The organism is Nocardia farcinica, from assembly GCF_029867845.1.
Taxonomy (GTDB): domain Bacteria; phylum Actinomycetota; class Actinomycetes; order Mycobacteriales; family Mycobacteriaceae; genus Nocardia; species Nocardia farcinica_A.
The window spans coordinates 1-15,429 of the sequence record NZ_JARWRU010000485.1; the positions used below are offsets into that span (position 1 = coordinate 1).

General features: G+C 71.2%; 12 protein-coding genes and 2 pseudogenes. 6 read left to right on the top strand and 8 right to left on the bottom strand.

Annotated features, from left to right (window positions below; translation table 11 throughout):
- Positions 1–184 (bottom strand): annotated as a pseudogene (locus QH283_RS10455) (cytochrome P450); the annotation flags it as partial.
- A gap of 10 nt (positions 185–194) precedes the next feature.
- On the bottom strand, positions 195–1,364 hold the full coding sequence (locus QH283_RS10460) for a hypothetical protein (protein WP_280502823.1): 1,170 nt from the start codon (positions 1,362–1,364) through the stop codon (positions 195–197).
- A gap of 512 nt (positions 1,365–1,876) precedes the next feature.
- Here QH283_RS10460 and QH283_RS10465 point away from each other — a divergent pair.
- Positions 1,877–4,837: a non-ribosomal peptide synthetase gene (locus QH283_RS10465; protein ID WP_280502824.1), complete on the top strand. Its 2,961-nt coding sequence runs from the start codon at positions 1,877–1,879 to the stop codon at positions 4,835–4,837.
- Positions 4,838–4,871: 34 nt separating this feature from the next.
- On the opposite strand, the gene QH283_RS10470 is transcribed toward QH283_RS10465, so the two are convergent.
- Complete coding sequence (locus tag QH283_RS10470) at positions 4,872–5,621, bottom strand: NUDIX hydrolase (RefSeq protein ID WP_280502825.1); 750 nt, start codon at positions 5,619–5,621, stop codon at positions 4,872–4,874.
- 96 nt (positions 5,622–5,717) lie between these two features.
- On the opposite strand from QH283_RS10470, the gene nadA reads away from it, so the two are divergent.
- From nadA to nadC, 3 genes are all read left to right on the top strand, one after another.
- The gene (gene nadA / locus QH283_RS10475) at positions 5,718–6,761 is read left to right on the top strand and encodes a quinolinate synthase NadA (RefSeq protein ID WP_280502826.1); all 1,044 of its coding nucleotides are present in this window, start codon (positions 5,718–5,720) and stop codon (positions 6,759–6,761) included.
- 114 nt (positions 6,762–6,875) lie between these two features.
- Positions 6,876–8,606, top strand: coding sequence for an L-aspartate oxidase (locus QH283_RS10480; protein WP_280502827.1), 1,731 nt, complete (start codon positions 6,876–6,878; stop codon positions 8,604–8,606).
- A 35-nt stretch (positions 8,607–8,641) separates the two neighbouring features.
- Complete coding sequence (nadC, locus tag QH283_RS10485; protein WP_280502828.1) at positions 8,642–9,502, top strand: carboxylating nicotinate-nucleotide diphosphorylase; 861 nt, start codon at positions 8,642–8,644, stop codon at positions 9,500–9,502.
- Between the two features lie 48 nt (positions 9,503–9,550).
- On the opposite strand, the gene QH283_RS10490 is transcribed toward nadC, so the two are convergent.
- Positions 9,551–10,192, bottom strand: a complete 642-nt coding sequence (locus tag QH283_RS10490; protein WP_280502829.1) for a GNAT family N-acetyltransferase — start codon at positions 10,190–10,192, stop codon at positions 9,551–9,553.
- 104 nt (positions 10,193–10,296) lie between these two features.
- Positions 10,297–11,487: a winged helix DNA-binding domain-containing protein gene (locus tag QH283_RS10495; RefSeq protein WP_280502830.1), complete on the bottom strand. Its 1,191-nt coding sequence runs from the start codon at positions 11,485–11,487 to the stop codon at positions 10,297–10,299.
- Positions 11,488–11,604: 117 nt separating this feature from the next.
- Between QH283_RS10495 and QH283_RS10500 the strand changes: the two genes are divergently transcribed.
- The gene (locus QH283_RS10500; RefSeq protein ID WP_280502831.1) at positions 11,605–12,615 is read left to right on the top strand and encodes an alpha/beta fold hydrolase; all 1,011 of its coding nucleotides are present in this window, start codon (positions 11,605–11,607) and stop codon (positions 12,613–12,615) included.
- A 29-nt stretch (positions 12,616–12,644) separates the two neighbouring features.
- Here QH283_RS10500 and QH283_RS10505 read toward each other — a convergent pair whose 3' ends face one another.
- Positions 12,645–13,142 (bottom strand): tellurite resistance TerB family protein, encoded by a 498-nt coding sequence (locus QH283_RS10505; RefSeq protein ID WP_280502832.1) that lies wholly within the window; start codon positions 13,140–13,142, stop codon positions 12,645–12,647.
- 162 nt (positions 13,143–13,304) lie between these two features.
- Between QH283_RS10505 and QH283_RS10510 the strand changes: the two genes are divergently transcribed.
- Positions 13,305–14,192: an arylamine N-acetyltransferase family protein gene (locus QH283_RS10510; RefSeq protein ID WP_280502833.1), complete on the top strand. Its 888-nt coding sequence runs from the start codon at positions 13,305–13,307 to the stop codon at positions 14,190–14,192.
- Here QH283_RS10510 and QH283_RS10515 read toward each other — a convergent pair.
- A complete protein-coding gene (locus tag QH283_RS10515; protein ID WP_280502834.1) occupies positions 14,189–15,268 on the bottom strand; it encodes a phytoene/squalene synthase family protein in 1,080 nt (359 codons plus the stop codon). The two genes, QH283_RS10510 and QH283_RS10515, sit on opposite strands and share 4 nt — an antisense overlap.
- Positions 15,255–15,429: pseudogene (locus tag QH283_RS10520) on the bottom strand (phytoene desaturase); the annotation flags it as partial. The gene QH283_RS10515 and the pseudogene QH283_RS10520, both read right to left, overlap by 14 nt.

Genomic DNA, 15,429 nt, shown 5'->3' on the forward strand with positions numbered 1-15,429 from the left:
CCAGTATCTGGTTGAGCAACTCGTGATCGTAGATCAGGCAGGCATCCGTCCAGCCGATCTTGATCCGCGACAGCGGTGCGACAGCGGCGGCGCTGCCGAAGAATTTCAGCGGGTCCTGCCAGATGTCGAGGGCGTGCCCGATCAGCGGCTTGGCGTGGGGGACGAGCGGCGGTTTGGCGACCATGACGACTTCCTCACCAACGAAGCGATAGTGAACTGAAACTGCGGAACACGAAACCGCCGGGCAGTCGCTGCGGCGGTGCGCTCTCGTCGAAGGACGGCGGCGCCGGGATGGCGGCCAACAAGGTCTCCAGGGCGATGCGCGCCTCGGTGCGAGCCAGGTGCGACCCCATGCATCGGTGGATTCCGTGCCCGAATCCGATGTGGGCGTGTGCTTTCGGGCCTTCCAGCGCACCGTAGGCCCCGATCGCCAGATGCAGTCGGGAGCCGGCGGGAACGGTCACGCCGCGGATCTCCGTCGTGCGCTCGACCGTGCGCGGGGCGCTCTGCACCGAGGGATCGACGGCGAGCGTCTCCTCGATGAAATCCGGTACGGCTGTCGGATTGCCGCGCAATTCGAGCCATCGGCCGGACTCGACGAGCCGGGCGACGGCATTGCCGATGAGTCCAGAGGTCGTTTCGTGGCCCGCGGCGATCATGACCCGGATCGCCACGATGATGTCGTCCACATCGTGTACCGCGCCCGGCGTTCCGATCGCGTCGGCCATCTCCAGAATCAGGCTCGGGGTCCGATCCGCCCCTATCCGGGCGACCAGTTCGCGCACGTAGTTCTCGTAGATCCGCACGGATTCGGCCGCCTGGACCTGCATCTCGGCCGGCAGCGGCGCGACCTGCAGCGCCAGCCACAGATCGTTCCACTGCTTGACCTGTGCCCGATCGCCGTCAGGGATCCCGATGAGGTCGGAGATGATGCGGATCGGCAACGGGAACGCCAATCCCGCCATGACGTCGAATGTGTTGTGCGAGCGAATGTCGGCGCACAATTCGTCGGCGCACTCCTGAATGGCGGGGGCGAGTCGGTCGACCGCGGCGGGCGTGAACGGCCTGATGAACGTGCGACGAAATGCGGAATGATTCGGGGGCGCCTCGTTGAAAAGCGCGCCTCGATAGAAGAGGGTCTCTCGGAGAATTGCCTCGGCCTCTTCGCAGAGAGGGACCTGACCCTCCAGATTGTGGACGCTCGTGAAATCCTCGTGATTCTCGAATATTTCGAGAATCAATTCGGGGTCGGTGACCAGATAGTCGTTCGGGCCGACCGGTGAGAGCGGCGCTCCAGAATTCATCGACCGATAGATCGAATAAGGATCGACCATGAAATCTTCGAGTGTGACGGAATCTGACACGAAACGACCTCCATCTCCCGACATGCGGCGACGCACCGGGATAAGCGCAGGTGAAGTGGGTCTTGGTCGATGGGAATCGGATGCCGGGCAGAAACTCTTCGGCGGCTCGCGTTGCCGCCGTGATCTGCCTCTGCGGCATCGGGGTGATGTCGGAGACTGCTATCGAAGATTAGTCGCGAGATCGTTGCCGCGCAACTGGATTCGTTGATCTTCTCGAGCAGTAGGAGGTCGCTCGCGAGCCGTGGCGAGGTCTGTCCGGCGGTGGTATCCTCGACTCGGAGCGGGGCTTCAGAACGTTTCGGTAGTGCTAGAGCTGTTTCCAGGTCTCATCGTCCAGATCTCATCGAATCCGTTTACACCGCGGTCCGCCCGTCCCGCCGGCCGCACGATGCCGTCACCACGGGGGTGCAGTGGCTCACGACGTTTCCTCGCAATCTTTTCCGCCTGCCGATGCGGCCGATGACACGGTCTTCCGAAGACGCATTTCCGCGACCGAGGCGATGTGTTTCCCGATGCGAGATCTCGTGCCTCCGTACGCGATCCAGTACGAGCTGCGCGGCGAGGGCACGCTGACCGAGCCCGAGCTGCGCGGGGCTGTGGCCGCGGCCGCGCGGTGCCATCCGGGGGCGCGACTGCGACGAGCGGGCAGGTACTGGGTCGACAGCGGTGTCGCGCCGCCGGTGCGGGTGGTGGCAGGCCATCGGCTGCCCGACACCGTGCTCGACAGCGATCCGCTGCTCCGTCAGCCGGTGGGCGGCTCGCTGTCCGGCGAGGCGACCGTGGAGGTGGTCCTGCTCCCCGGACCGCCGATCACCCTGCTGTTCCGCGCGTTCCACGGGGTGATGGACGGTGCCGGGCTCGGCATGTGGATGTCGGACGTGTTCCGCGCGTTGCGTGGTGAGCGACCGCTGGGCGCGCCGGATGCCACGAACGACGAGGAGCTGGTCGCGCGGCTCGGCGCCAGGGGCACGCCGACCCCTTTGGTCCCGTTGTTCCGATCACCCGTCGGCCACGGTGTTCCCGCGAGCGGACAGCCCGCCTACCTCACGCGGGCGCGGGTGATCGAGTCCGCCCCGGCGGCGGTGGTGGCCAGAGTCGCGGCGATACTGGCGGCCAAGAGCGCATCGACGTCGCGCTTCATGGTTCCGGTCGACCTCCGACGCCACGACAGCGCGCTGCGTTCCACGGCGAACCTGTCGTTGCCGCTGTTTCTCGACGTCGAGCCGGGACAGCGGTGGTGGGAGGTCAACGCGCGCCTGCTGAACGGACTGCTCGAGCGCGCGGAACTGGACGAGATGTCGAGCACGGGGCTGTCCACGCCGCCGGATCTCGTCTCCCGGACGATGCAACGTCTCATGGGGCAGCTCGGCGCGCGGCTCGGGCGTAATCTCGTGTCGGGCTTGATATCCCACGTCGGCCGGTTCCGATCGGCCGAGCTGTCCGGCGCGGGCTTCGCCGCCCGGTCCCTGCGGGTGCTGCCGGTCCACACCTTGATGATTCCGTTGGGTGTGTTCATGGTGGAGACCGAGGCGGGTGTGAGTGTGTCGGTCTCGGTGCGCAACGGTCCCGGCGTGCCCGACCGGGTGGAGGCGCTGCTCGACGAGCTCGGCGCCGAACTGGGTCGTGCGGGCGTGGCCGCTCCCGCGCCGCGGGCGCCGTCCCCTCCGGCCGGCGGGCCGCCCGCCGTCGCCGGGCCGGACCTGCCGGATCTCGGTGACGCCACGGCGGTGTCGGTGTTCCGTTCCCTGGTGCGTCAGGCGCCCGACGCCGTCGCGGTGCGTGGGCCCGAAGGCGCGGTCCGCTACCGCGAGCTGGCCGCGCACGCCGAGCGCATCGCCGCCGAACTCGTGACGAGGGGCGCAGGCGCGGGCGAGGTGGTGGCCGTCATCGCCGGACGGACGCCGCGGGCGGTCGCGGCGCAGTGGGGAGTGCTGTTCGGCGGGGCCGCTTTCCTGCCGCTCGACCCGGCTCATCCGCCCGCGCGCGTGCGTGCGATCCTCCGGCGCGCCGGTGTGCGCCACTGCCTGGTCGAACGTGCGCACGTGGCGTTGGTGGGCGACGCCGCCGATGTCCTCGTGCTCGAGGAGATCCCGGACACCGCCCCCGACTCGCCGGTCCAGGCCGTCGTCGCTCCCGGCGACGTGGCCTACGTGACCTACACATCGGGCTCGACCGGCGAGCCGAAAGGGGTGGAGGTCACCCACAGGGGGATCGCGAGCTGGGCGCATTCGGCGCTCCGCTGGTACGGCCTTGGGCCGGGACGGGCCTTCTGTCACCATCACACCCCAGCCGCCGATCTGGCCTGCATCGCCTTCTTCGGTGCGCATCTGTCGGGCGCCGCGCTGGTCCTCGTCCCGGAGGAACTCGATCATCTCGCGATCAGGCGGATGTTGACGGAATCGGGGGCCGACACAGTGCTGTTCACGCCGAGCCTGGCGCGCGTGGTGGTCGATCTGGCCTTCACACCCGCACCGATGCGCACGGTGATCCTCGCGGGTGAACAGCTCGATCGGCGCCTGGCCGCGGCGGTCCGCCGCTTCTTCGGGCCGGACACGACACTGGTGAACAGCTACGGCCCCGCCGAGCTGACCCTGGTGTGCACCAATCACGTCATCGACGACGCGGCAGACGACGAGAGCGGCGCGGTGCCCATCGGCACGCCGTCGGCCGGCACGTCGGTGTATCTCTTCGACGCCGAGGAGCGGCCGGTCCGGCCGGGGGAGTGCGGCGAGATGTACATCGGCGGACCGCAGGTGGCGCGGGGCTATCTGAACGCTCCCGAGGCCACGGCGGCGCGCTTTCTCACGCTGGAGGACGGCTGCCGCGTCTACCGGACGGGTGACTCGGCCGTCCTCGCGCCCGATGGCCGGCTGGTCTTCGTCGGACGGGTGGACGACCAGATCAAGATCCGCGGATTCCGTGTCGAACCGGAAGAGGTACGCGCGGCGGTGGAGACTCACCCCGGGGTGCGGCACGCCGCTGTCGTGGCACGTCGTCGCGGCGAGGGGGATGTGCTGACGGCCTTCGTCGTGAGCGACATCGACATCGGCGCCGGTGAACTGCGGGAGTTCCTCGCCGCGCGGTTGCCCGCGCACATGATCCCGGCGCTGGTGCGACGAGTGGACGCGCTGCCGCGCAACGCGAACGGCAAGCTCGACCGCGCGGCCCTCGCCCTGGAGGATGACCAGGGTGCCGATGACCAGGCTGCCTCGGCGACGACCGCCACGGGCGCGCCGAGCGTTGCCGAGCGGGTGACCGCCATCTGGTGCGAGGCACTCGGTGTGGCGCCGGCGAGCCTTGGGCCCGACGCCGACTTCTTCGACCACGGCGGCGACTCGCTGTCGGCGGTGCGAATGCTCGCCGACGTCGCGGGACTGACCGGGGGCGCCGACGCGTCTTTCCTCACGACCGTGCGCGCGGGCCCGCTGACGCTCGGGCGGGTCTGCGAGGCGGTGCGGTGTGCCTCCCCCTGAGCCGAGCCACCGATGACGCGCCGACGCCCGTCCCTCAGTGGCGTGGGCGCAGGGCGGCGAACTCGTCGGTGACGCGCAGGCCGGAGTCGGTGAAGCGGTGGACGGCGGCCGGGCGCCCGCCCGCGCGGCCGGGGGCGGCGGTGTCACCGGTCGGGACGATCACCCTGCGGCGGTTGAGTACTCGCTGGAGATTGGTGGTGTCCACGTCGTATCCCAGTGCGGCACAGTAGATCTCGCGCAGCACCGACATGGTGAAGGTCGCGGGCGCCAGGGCGAAGGCGATGTTGGTGTAGGAGAGTTTGGCGGCCAGGCGGGTGCGGGCGTGCTCGACGACGGTGCCGTGGTCGAAGGACATGCGCGGCAGCGCGGAGACCGGGTGCCAGGCGGTGTCCTCGGGCAGTTCTGGTTCGGCGGTCAGGGGGACCAGGCCCAGATAGGCCGAGGCGATGCGGCGCGGGCCCGGCACGCGATGCGGGTCGCTGAAGACCGACAGCTGTTCGAGGTGGGCCAGTTCGCGCACGTCGACCTTCTCGGCGAGCTGGCGGCCCGCGGAGGTGTCGAGGTCCTCGTCGTCGCGCAGCCGGCCGCCGGGCAGTGACCAGGTGCCTTTCTGCGGGTCGAGGGCGCGCTCCCACAGCAGAACGGCCAATTCCGGGCGGTCGGTACCCCGCTGCGCCCCAGTAACGCGGGTCACATCACGCTGACCTGCGGATTCTCTGCCGGGGAAGCGGCGAACCTGGAACACCGCGGTGAGCGTTTCGTGAACAGTGTTACTATGGGCCACGTTTTCGATTGTAAGTCGAAAACCTGGTTTGGTGCGAATCGCAGCGTCGCGTGACAGGGAGCCGGCGCAGGCGGTCGCACGAGGAAGGGAGCCGTCATGGCGACAACAGATGTGCAGCCCGCGCCTGCGCTGATGGAACAGGTGGTCGACGGGCCCACCGGGTACGCCGGTGTGGCGGCGACGCCCGAGTGGGCCGAGGAGATCCGTCGCCTGGCCCGCGAGCGCAACGCGACGATCCTGGCGCACAACTATCAGCTGCCCGAGATCCAGGACATCGCCGACCACGTCGGCGACTCGCTGGCGCTCTCGCGGATCGCGGCCGAGGCGCCCGAGGACACCATCGTGTTCTGCGGCGTGCACTTCATGGCCGAGACCGCGAAGATCCTCAGCCCGGAGAAGACGGTGCTGATCCCGGACGCGCGGGCAGGCTGCTCGCTGGCCGACTCCATCACCGCCGACGAGCTGCGCGCCTGGAAGGCGGAGTTCCCGAACGCGGTCGTGGTCTCGTATGTGAACACCACCGCCGAGGTCAAGGCGCTCACCGACATCTGCTGCACCTCCTCCAACGCCGTCGACGTGGTCGCCTCCATCGACCCGGCCCGTGAGGTGCTGTTCCTGCCCGACCAGTTCCTCGGCGCGCACGTCAAGCGGGTCACCGGCCGGGAGAACATGCACATCTGGGCGGGCGAGTGCCACGTGCACGCCGGCATCAACGGCGAGGAGCTGACCGAGCAGGCCCGCACCCACCCGGACGCCGAGCTGTTCGTGCACCCGGAGTGCGGCTGCGCCACCTCGGCGCTGTACCTGGCGGGCGAGGGGTCGTTCCCGGCCGACCGGGTGCACATCCTGTCCACCGGCGGCATGATCGACGCCGCCAAGGCGGCCACGTCCAGCCAGGTGCTGGTGGCCACCGAGGTCGGCATGCTGCACCAGTTGCGCAAGGCCGCGCCCGGCATCGACTTCCAGGCGGTCAACGACCGGGCCTCCTGCCCCTACATGAAGATGATCACCCCGGCCGCGCTGCTGCGCTGCCTGGTCGAGGGCGCCGACGAGGTGCACGTCGACCCGGAAACCGCGGCGCTGGGCCGCAATTCGGTGCAGCGGATGATCGAGATCGGCAACCCCGGCGGCGGTGAGTGAACCGTCGCTGACGGTTGGACGGTGCGCGACGCGAGCCCCCGCGGCGACGCGCTCGCGTACCCGAACCCGCACGCGATGTCTGCGGCGGGAGCTCGGAGCGAAAGGCACGAGAACATGACGGCTCCGGCGAGGATCGACTGGGAGGCCACGGCCGACCTGGTGGTGATCGGCGGCGGCGTGGCGGGACTGACGGCGGCGCGCACCGCCTCGCTGCGCGGGCTGCGGGTGCTGACCCTGAGCAAGGGCGGGCCCACCGACACCTCCACGCAGTACGCCCAGGGCGGCATCGCGGTGGTCGCCCCGCACGGCGACTCGGTGGCATCGCACGTCCGGGACACGGTGGAGGCGGGCGGCGGGCTCTGCGACGAGAGCGCCGTGCGCTCCATCGTCGAGGGCGGCCGGGCCGCGATCGACGCGCTGACCGATCTGGGCGCGGTCTTCGACCTCGGCCGCGACGGGCAGATCTCCCGCACCAGGGAAGGCGGGCACAGCACCAGGCGCATCATCCACGCGGGCGGTGACGCCACCGGCGCGGAAGTGCAGCGGGCGCTGAACGCCGCCGGGCTGCCGGTGATCTTCGGCGCGGCGGCCTGCGAGGTGGTCACCGGCCCGCACGGGGTGCAGGGCGTGATCGCGGTGTCGGACAAAGGATTCGGCGTCATGCACACCCCGGCCGTGCTGCTGGCGACCGGGGGCCTCGGTCAGCTCTTCGCGTTGAGCACGAATCCGCCCGGGGCGACCGCCGACGGTGTCGCGCTGGCGTTGTGGGCGGGCGCCGCGGTGGCGGATCTGGAGTTCGTGCAGTTCCACCCGACGGTGCTGCACACCCCCGGCGGCCTCGGCCGTCGCCCGCTCATCAGCGAGGCGGTGCGCGGCGAGGGCGCTGTCCTCGTCGACGGCACGGGCCGGTCGGTGACCGCGGGCGTGCATCCGCGCGGTGATCTCGCCCCGCGCGACGTGGTGTCGAAGGCGATCGCGGCCAGGATGCGCGAACTCGGCACCGACCACGTGTACCTGGACGCCCGCGCCATCGACGGGTTCGCCCAGCGCTTCCCGACCATCACCGCCTCCTGCCTGGCCGCGGGCATCGACCCGCGCGCCGACCTCGTCCCGGTGGCCCCGGCCGCGCACTACCAGTGCGGCGGCGTGGTGACCGATCCGCACGGGCGCACCGGCGTACCGGGGCTGTACGCGGCGGGCGAGGTGGCGCGCACCGGGCTGCATGGGGCCAACCGCCTGGCCTCCAACAGCCTGCTGGAAGGGCTCGTCGTCGGCGAGCGGGTCGGCGCGGCCGCTGTCGAGCGCCGCGACGTCCCCGCCGAGGTGACCGAGATCCGCCCCCACGCCATGCCTCGAGTGGATCGGACCGCCCTCCAGCAGGTCATGACCACGCACGCCTCGGTGGTCCGCGACGGCGAGGGGCTGGCCGAGGCGAGCAGGCGGCTGGAATCGGCCGTGCTGCGCGACCTGTCCGATCGCTACTCCCGCGCACGCGCCGCGGCGAGCGAATCCTGCTCGAACGCGACGCAGACGGCGGCCAGGCGGATCGCGGACCTGGAGGACGGCGCGCTGACCCTGACCGCGCGGGTGCTGCTGCTCGCCGCTGCCGCGCGCACCGAGAGCCGCGGCTGCCACACCCGGACCGACCATCCGGCTACCGATCCGGCTCTGCGGCGTCCGCTGGCCATCCGGCTCGACCCCGACGGTCGCCCCGACCTGCTGGAGACGGCGGACACGCCCAGCCTGATCGATCTGATCGGCCTGAGCGAGCTGTCCGGGTTCGCGGAACTGCCCGAACCACCGGCCGCCGATCCGGGCGGCCCCCAGCTCGCGGCCGTCCCGTGACACGGCCCGCCGACCACGAGAACAGGAGTGCACCCATGACCCTGGACGCCGCGCTGGATCGCGACGCCGTGCTCGCCCTCATCCGCACCGCGCTGGACGAGGACCTGCGTTACGGGCCCGATGTGACCACGAACGCCACCGTCCCCGCCGACGCCGTGAGCAAGGCCGCGGTGGTCTCCCGCAAGCCGGGCACCGTCGCGGGCATCGACGTCGGCCTGCTGGTGCTCGACGAGGTCATCGGCGCGGGGGCCTACGAGATCACCGACCGGGTGCCCGACGGCACCAGGGTCGAGCCGGGGCAGTCGGTGCTGGGCCTGGTCGCGCCCACCCGCGGCCTGCTGACCGCCGAGCGCACCATGCTCAACCTGCTGTGCCACCTCTCGGGCATCGCCACCGCCACCGCCGCCTGGGTGGACGCGGTCGAGGGCACCGGATGCGCCATCCGCGACAGCCGCAAGACCCTGCCCGGCCTGCGGGCGCTGCAGAAGTACGCGGTGCGCGTCGGCGGCGGCGTCAACCACCGGATGGGACTCGGCGACGCCGCGCTCATCAAGGACAACCACGTGGTCGCCGCGGGCTCGGTGGTCGCGGCGCTGCGCGCGGTGCGCGAGCTGGCCCCCGACATCGCCTGCGAGGTCGAGGTGGACAGCCTCGAACAGCTCGACGCGGTGCTGGCCGAGAATGTGGAACTGGTGCTGCTGGACAACTTCCCGCTGTGGCAGACCCAGGCCGCCGTGCAGCGGCGCAATGCCGTCGCGCCGCAGACGAAGCTGGAGTCCTCCGGCGGGCTGACCCTGGACATGGCCGCGGACTACGCGCGCACCGGCGTCGACTACCTGGCCGTCGGCGCGCTCACCCACTCGGTCGCCGTGCTCGACCTCGGCCTGGACATGTAGAAGGGCTGGGACGCAGGATCGGAGGGCATGGGGTCGGAGGACGCGGGGTCAGAGGGCGCGGACCATCGTCAGCTGGTGCAGTTTCGCGCCCTCGAAACGCGGCCCGGGAATCACCGGCCGCTCACCGTGTGCGCTGAAACCCCTCTTCTCGAAGAAGGCCACGGCCCTGCGGTTCTCGACGACCGTCTGCAGGTGGCAGCCCGGTGATCCCGCGGCCTCGGCGTGCGCGAGGAAGCGGTCGACCAGCGCGGCGGCGGCTCCGGTGCCCCGCGCCTCCGGGGCGACATTGATGTGCAGGTGGGACGGCCAGCGCGGGTCGGTGAACTCCCACGTCGCCGGCTGCCCGCGCAGCTTGGCCACCAGGGCATCGGCCACGGCGCGCGCGAAGAAGGCGACGGCGCCGCGGCGGCGCAGCAGCCCGTACCGGCGGATGGCCTGGTCGATGCGCTCCTCCTCGCCGGGGAAGGCGGCGCTGTCCACGCATCCGGTGAGGTAGCCGACCAACGTGCCGTCCTCGGCGGCGGCGACGAACAGGGATTCCGGCTCGCGATCGAGATAGGGGTAGAGGTACACGGCCGCCTCGGATTCCGGGTCGCCCCAGAGATCGTCGGTCGGCGAACCGGCGCCTGCCCGGACGAACAGCGCGCGCAGGGCGGGGCGATCGGCTTCGGATGCCTGGCGGATCTCCATCGATTCACCCTAACCAGGGATTGCCGCGCGGCGGGCGAATCCGGCTGCCGGCGAGTACTTTCCGAGTGCTGTCGCGCCGTGGGGCGTCCGTCGCCGCGAGCCGGTCAGGCGGTGAGTTCGCGTTCCAGCGGGGTGCGGAAGCGGGGGATGGTGCGCATGTCGCCGAACCATGCCCCGATGCGCTCCGCCTCGGCCGCGACCTGTGCTTCGGCCTCGGCGCCGATGTCCTCGAGCAGGCGGAAGGCGATCTCGCCCGAGCGGCGCTGGGCCCAGCCGCCGACGATGCGTCCGTCCCACCAGACGGAGGGGCCGATGTTTCCGTTGCGGTCGAACAGGGCGCCGGCGTGCGGGCCGAGGAACCAGTCGCGGGACTGCCAGGCCATCGGCGTGGGGTCCAGCGCGGGCAGCAGGGCCGCCGCCGGTGCGACGGCCGGTGTGGGCTCGAGGTCGTCGGCGAGGACGACGCCGGGCGTGCCGTCCAGATCCACCTCGGTCACATCCAGCCGCGACAGCGCCGAACGCACGTGCGCCACAGTCCAACCCGTCCACCACTTGATGTCCGAGACGGGGGCGGGGCCGAAGGCCGCCAGCCAGCGGCGCACGACCTCCGCCCTGGCCTCGTCGGCCGGGACGTCGGGGATGCCGTCGGGCAGCCAGGTCTCGATCGGCTCCCAGCTGTACTGGCTGCTCGCCCAGGTGCCGTTGGGCCTGCCGCGCACGATCCGGCCCTCGGCGCCGAGGACGACCAGCATCCAGGTGGTGATGTTGGTCGGCTTCGAATAGGACTTGCCCGGCGCGGCGTCCACGGCCGTGCGCAGGCGCGGCACGGCCCTGCTCAACTGCGCGCCGGTGGCCGCGCCGAGATCCAGTAGGGCGTCGTGGGTTTCGCGCTCCACCTCCGCCCACCAGGCGGCGACATCACCCGCCACCGCCCCCGACTGCTCGATCAGCTTGCAGTAGGTGCGGCGCTGCTTGACCGCCAGCGCGTCGGTGACCGAGGAGCGCAGCGCACCGAGCAAGTCCACCGGCGCCACGAACATGGTGCGGCGCATGGCGAGCAGGCGCACGAGGGCGCGGTCGTCGTAGAGGGTGCGCTCGATGTCGGCCGGTTTCACCGTCGCGGACCGGGCGGCGACCGAGAGGTACACCGTCGCGGGGTCGGTGGCGTGCAGGACGACCAGGGATCGCACGATCGCGGGGACGTCGTCGGCGTCCGGCGCGGTGCGCGCGGCCGCGTGCAGGCGGTGGCGCTCGACCAGGCGAGCTCGTCGTTCCTCGGTTCCGATCGAACGCATGTGCGGATTCTAGCCACTTCAGGCGCGAGTGGCCCGACGTCGCCCGGAATTGCGTTGTTGGTATGTATGTACCAATTGCGTGATACGGTCGTATCACTATCAGAGATGGAGGGGAACATGCCCGGACTCGGACACTTCACCGACGAGGCGGCCAGGGCCGACTTCCTGCGCGCCCACGACGCCATCGCGGCGCGCTGGCCGGTGCCGTCGACCGAACTCGAGATCGCGACCACCTACGGCACCACGCGGGTCCGCCGATCGGGGACGGGCACGGGCGTGCCGCTGCTGCTGTTGCCGGGAATCGGCGGCAACGGGCTGTTCTGGGCGCCGTTCGTCGAGGAGCTGTCCCGCGATCGCGTCGTCTTCGCCAGTGATGTCATGGGGTGGGCGGGTCGCGGGGAGCAAACCGCGCCCATGCTCGACGAGGGCGATGTCGCCGAGTGGGGAGCCCAGCTCGTCGAAGCGCTCGGCCTCGACCGGGTGCACCTGGTCGGGTACTCGCAGGGCGGCTGGCTGGCCGCGGTGATCGCCACCGGCCGCTGCGACCGGCTGTCCGGGGTGAGCCTGCTCGAACCGGCCCCGGCCACGCTGGCCCGCCCGTCGTGGAAGGTGTTGCGCAAGTTCCTCTTCGCCGGAATCCGGCCGACCCGGGCCAAGATGGAGAAGTTCAACCGCTGGCTGTCGCCGACCATCCGCCTCTCCGAAGACGAGTGGGCGATGACCCTGGCGACCTTGAAGTTCCGGCCCGCCGTGCCGTGGCCGCAGCCCTTGTCCGCCGAACGCTTCGCCGCCCTCGGCGCGCCGCTGCAGGTTCAGTTCGGCGCCGACACGGTCGTCCACGACGCGCAGCACGCGGCGCGGCTGGTGCGCGAGCGGGTGCCCTCGGCCCAGATCGAGATCCATCCCGGCGTCGGGCACGACATGCTCTGGGCCGCGCCGCAGCAGGTGATCCCGCGCCTGCTCGCCTTCGCCGACGAGAGCGCTGCGGCGCCTCGTAGAGCCACCGCTGAGCACAGCGCCTCCGCCGAGCGCAGCGCCTCCGCCGAGCGCAGTGCCTCCGCTGAGCGCAGTGCCTCCGCCGAGCGCAGTGCCGCCACGGAGCGGAAGGGGTTGTCCGAACGCAGCTGACGCGTCGAGCCGGACGGTTCGGGGAGGCGTCAGGCGGGAAGGTCGAGGACCGGGGGGATGTTCAGGGCGGCGCAGGCCTCGCGGACGGCATGGATCTCGGCGAGGTCGAGCTTGCCGTCGGCGTTGGCGATCATGACGCCGATCTGGACGACGGCGTGGGCCTGGTCGGGCTTGCCCGCGACCTTGGTGATCTGCTGCATGAGGTGGGTCTTGCCGAACGCGGGGTCGGCCAGAACGCGGTCGCAGTTGGAGTCGAACAGCAGGCGCAGTTCGTCGGCCGGGAAGGCGTCGAGAGCGGGCTCGGTGGAGATCAGGTTCGCCACCCGCATGCGCTCACCGGGGTCGATGGTGCCGTCCGCGGCGGCGACGAGGGCGCACATGCCCATCACCGCGTCGCGGAAGGCGCCGCCGCGGAATTCGTTCTTCTTCTCCATCAACTGCTTGCGCCACTGCGGAGCCTTGTCGGCCAGGTCGAGCAGGCGGGAGATGTTGTTGGCGTTGTGGAAGAGTTTGTTGATGAAGGACATGTCAACTCCCGCGAGCAAGGCCGGAACGCGGACGACTCGTTCCGGCGGACGCTGGCGAAGGTAGCAGATCGGCCGGGTCGCGCGTGCTGTGAGCGGGGCGGAATAGCGAGGTTCCCCGGTGGGGTTGTCGCAGGAGTGAGCGACACCGAATCGAGGTCTCCGATGGACGAATCCGTGGATCGCAGTTACCGCTGGAAGGGCGAGGATCTGGATCTGGACGGCTATCTGGGGCGGATCGGATTCACCGGTGAGCGCGCGCCCACCGTGGCGACCCTGCGCGAACTGGTGCACCGGCACACCACGACCCTGCCGTTCGAGAACCTGGAGGCGCTGTTCGGGCGGCCGGTTCCACTGGGGCCCGCCGAGGTGCAGGAGAAGATGATCCGGCGCAGGCGCGGCGGGTACTGCTACGAGAACGTCGCGCTGCTGGCGGCCGCGTCGGAACGGCTCGGCTTCGGCGTGACCGGGCTCAGCGCGCGCGTCACCCTCGGGGCGGTCCCGGTGCGGCCCGCGACGCACGCGCTGGTCCGGGTGACCACGGCCGAGGACGAGCGGGTGTGGATCTGCGATGTCGGCTTCGGCCAGGGACCTGCGGAACCGTGGGAGCTGGTGGCGCGCCCGGACGAATTCCTGCTGGGCCACTGGCGTTTCCGTTTCGAGCGCCGCGAGGATGCGCTCGGCGGCGACCTGTGGGCGCTGCACCAGTTCGGCAGGGACGGCTGGGTCGAGCGGCACACCTTCACCACGAACCCGCAGTATCGCATCGACTTCGAGGTCGGCAACCACTTCGTCGCCACCTCGCCGCGCTCGCCGTTCACCATGCGCCCGTTCGTCCAGCGATTCCTGCCGGACGTGCGGCACGTCCTCGACGGCCACATCCTCAGCGCCGAACGGCCCGACGGCACCGTCGACTCCCGCGAGCTGGCCACCGCCGAACTGCCCGCGGTCCTGAAGGAGGTCTTCGACATCGAGCTGTCCGACGCCGACGCCCACGCGCTGACCACGGGAGCGTGGATCGAGCGCTACCGGCAGGCGCGAGCGGCGGGCTAGGCGCTCGTGCGCGCGGTCCCACTCCGGTAGGCGGGGCCGCAGCGGCGGATCCACCACGCCCTGGCCGCCGCCGGGGCCGCGACGCGCACCTTGCGGGCCGCGCCGACGGCGGCCCGGCGCGCGAAGACGTTGTGGTCGAGGTACTCGATGCGGTCGAGGATCTCCGAGTACAGGGTGAACGCGGTGGCCACGCACGGCTGCGCCCAGGGCGAGAGCATGCCGATGCCCTGCGCTGCCTCGCGGTAGACCGCGCGGGTGGTGGCCACCTGCTCGGCCAGGGCGGCGCGGACCCGGGAATCGGCCATGCCGTTGGCGCGGCACCACATGAGCCGGTCGCGATCCACCTCGAAGGCGGCGAGTTCGTCGGCGGGCAGGTAGATCCTGCCGCGGTCGAGATCCTCGGCGACATCGCGCAGGAAGTTGGTGAGCTGGAAGGCGTCGCCGAGCGCGGCCGCGAAGGGCGCCGCCTCCTCCCGGTCGGTGACTGTGCCCAGCACCGGGAGCAGTTGCAGGCCGATGACCTGGGCGGAGCCGTAGGTGTAGCGCTGCAGGGCGGCGCGGGTGGGGTAGTCGCGCAGCAGCAGGTCCATGCGCATGGAGTCGAGGAACGCCGAGAACAGCGCGGGGTCGATCGCGTAGCGGTGCACGGTGTCGGCGAGGGCGAGCGCCACCGACTCGCCCTCGGACGGCGTGGCGGCCGTTCGCGGCTCGACCCGGGTGCGCTCGCCGGGGGGAGGGGGACCGAAGAGGCTCACGACGGGCGCCGGGCCGGAGCTCGGCTCGACCGGCTGGACGCCGCCGCCCGCGAGGGCTCCGGCGAGGAGGCGTTCGGCTTCGGCGATGCGGCTCTCGACGGCCTCGGGACGGCTGTCCCCGCCCGGCAGATCGACGAGATCGTCGACGTAGCGGGCGAACCCGTAGAGGGCGTGGACGGCCGGTCGCCGCCCCGGCGGCAGCAGCCTGGTCGCCAGGAAGTAGGTGCGCCCGTGTGCCGCGTTGAGCGCCCGGCAGCGCGTATAGGACTGCCGCAGAACGGGATCGACGATTCCGGCGGCGGTGAGTTCACGCTGCGTCATGGCGGGCCTTCCTCGGGACGGTGACCGTGCGGGCGGCGCCCACACCGGTGATGCGGACGGCGGCGAGCCGGCCGGAGATCAGTGCGGTGGGCACGCCGACGCCGGGAGTGGTCCCGGAACCGGCGAGCACCGCGTTGTCGACGAAGCGCGGGAAGTTGTTC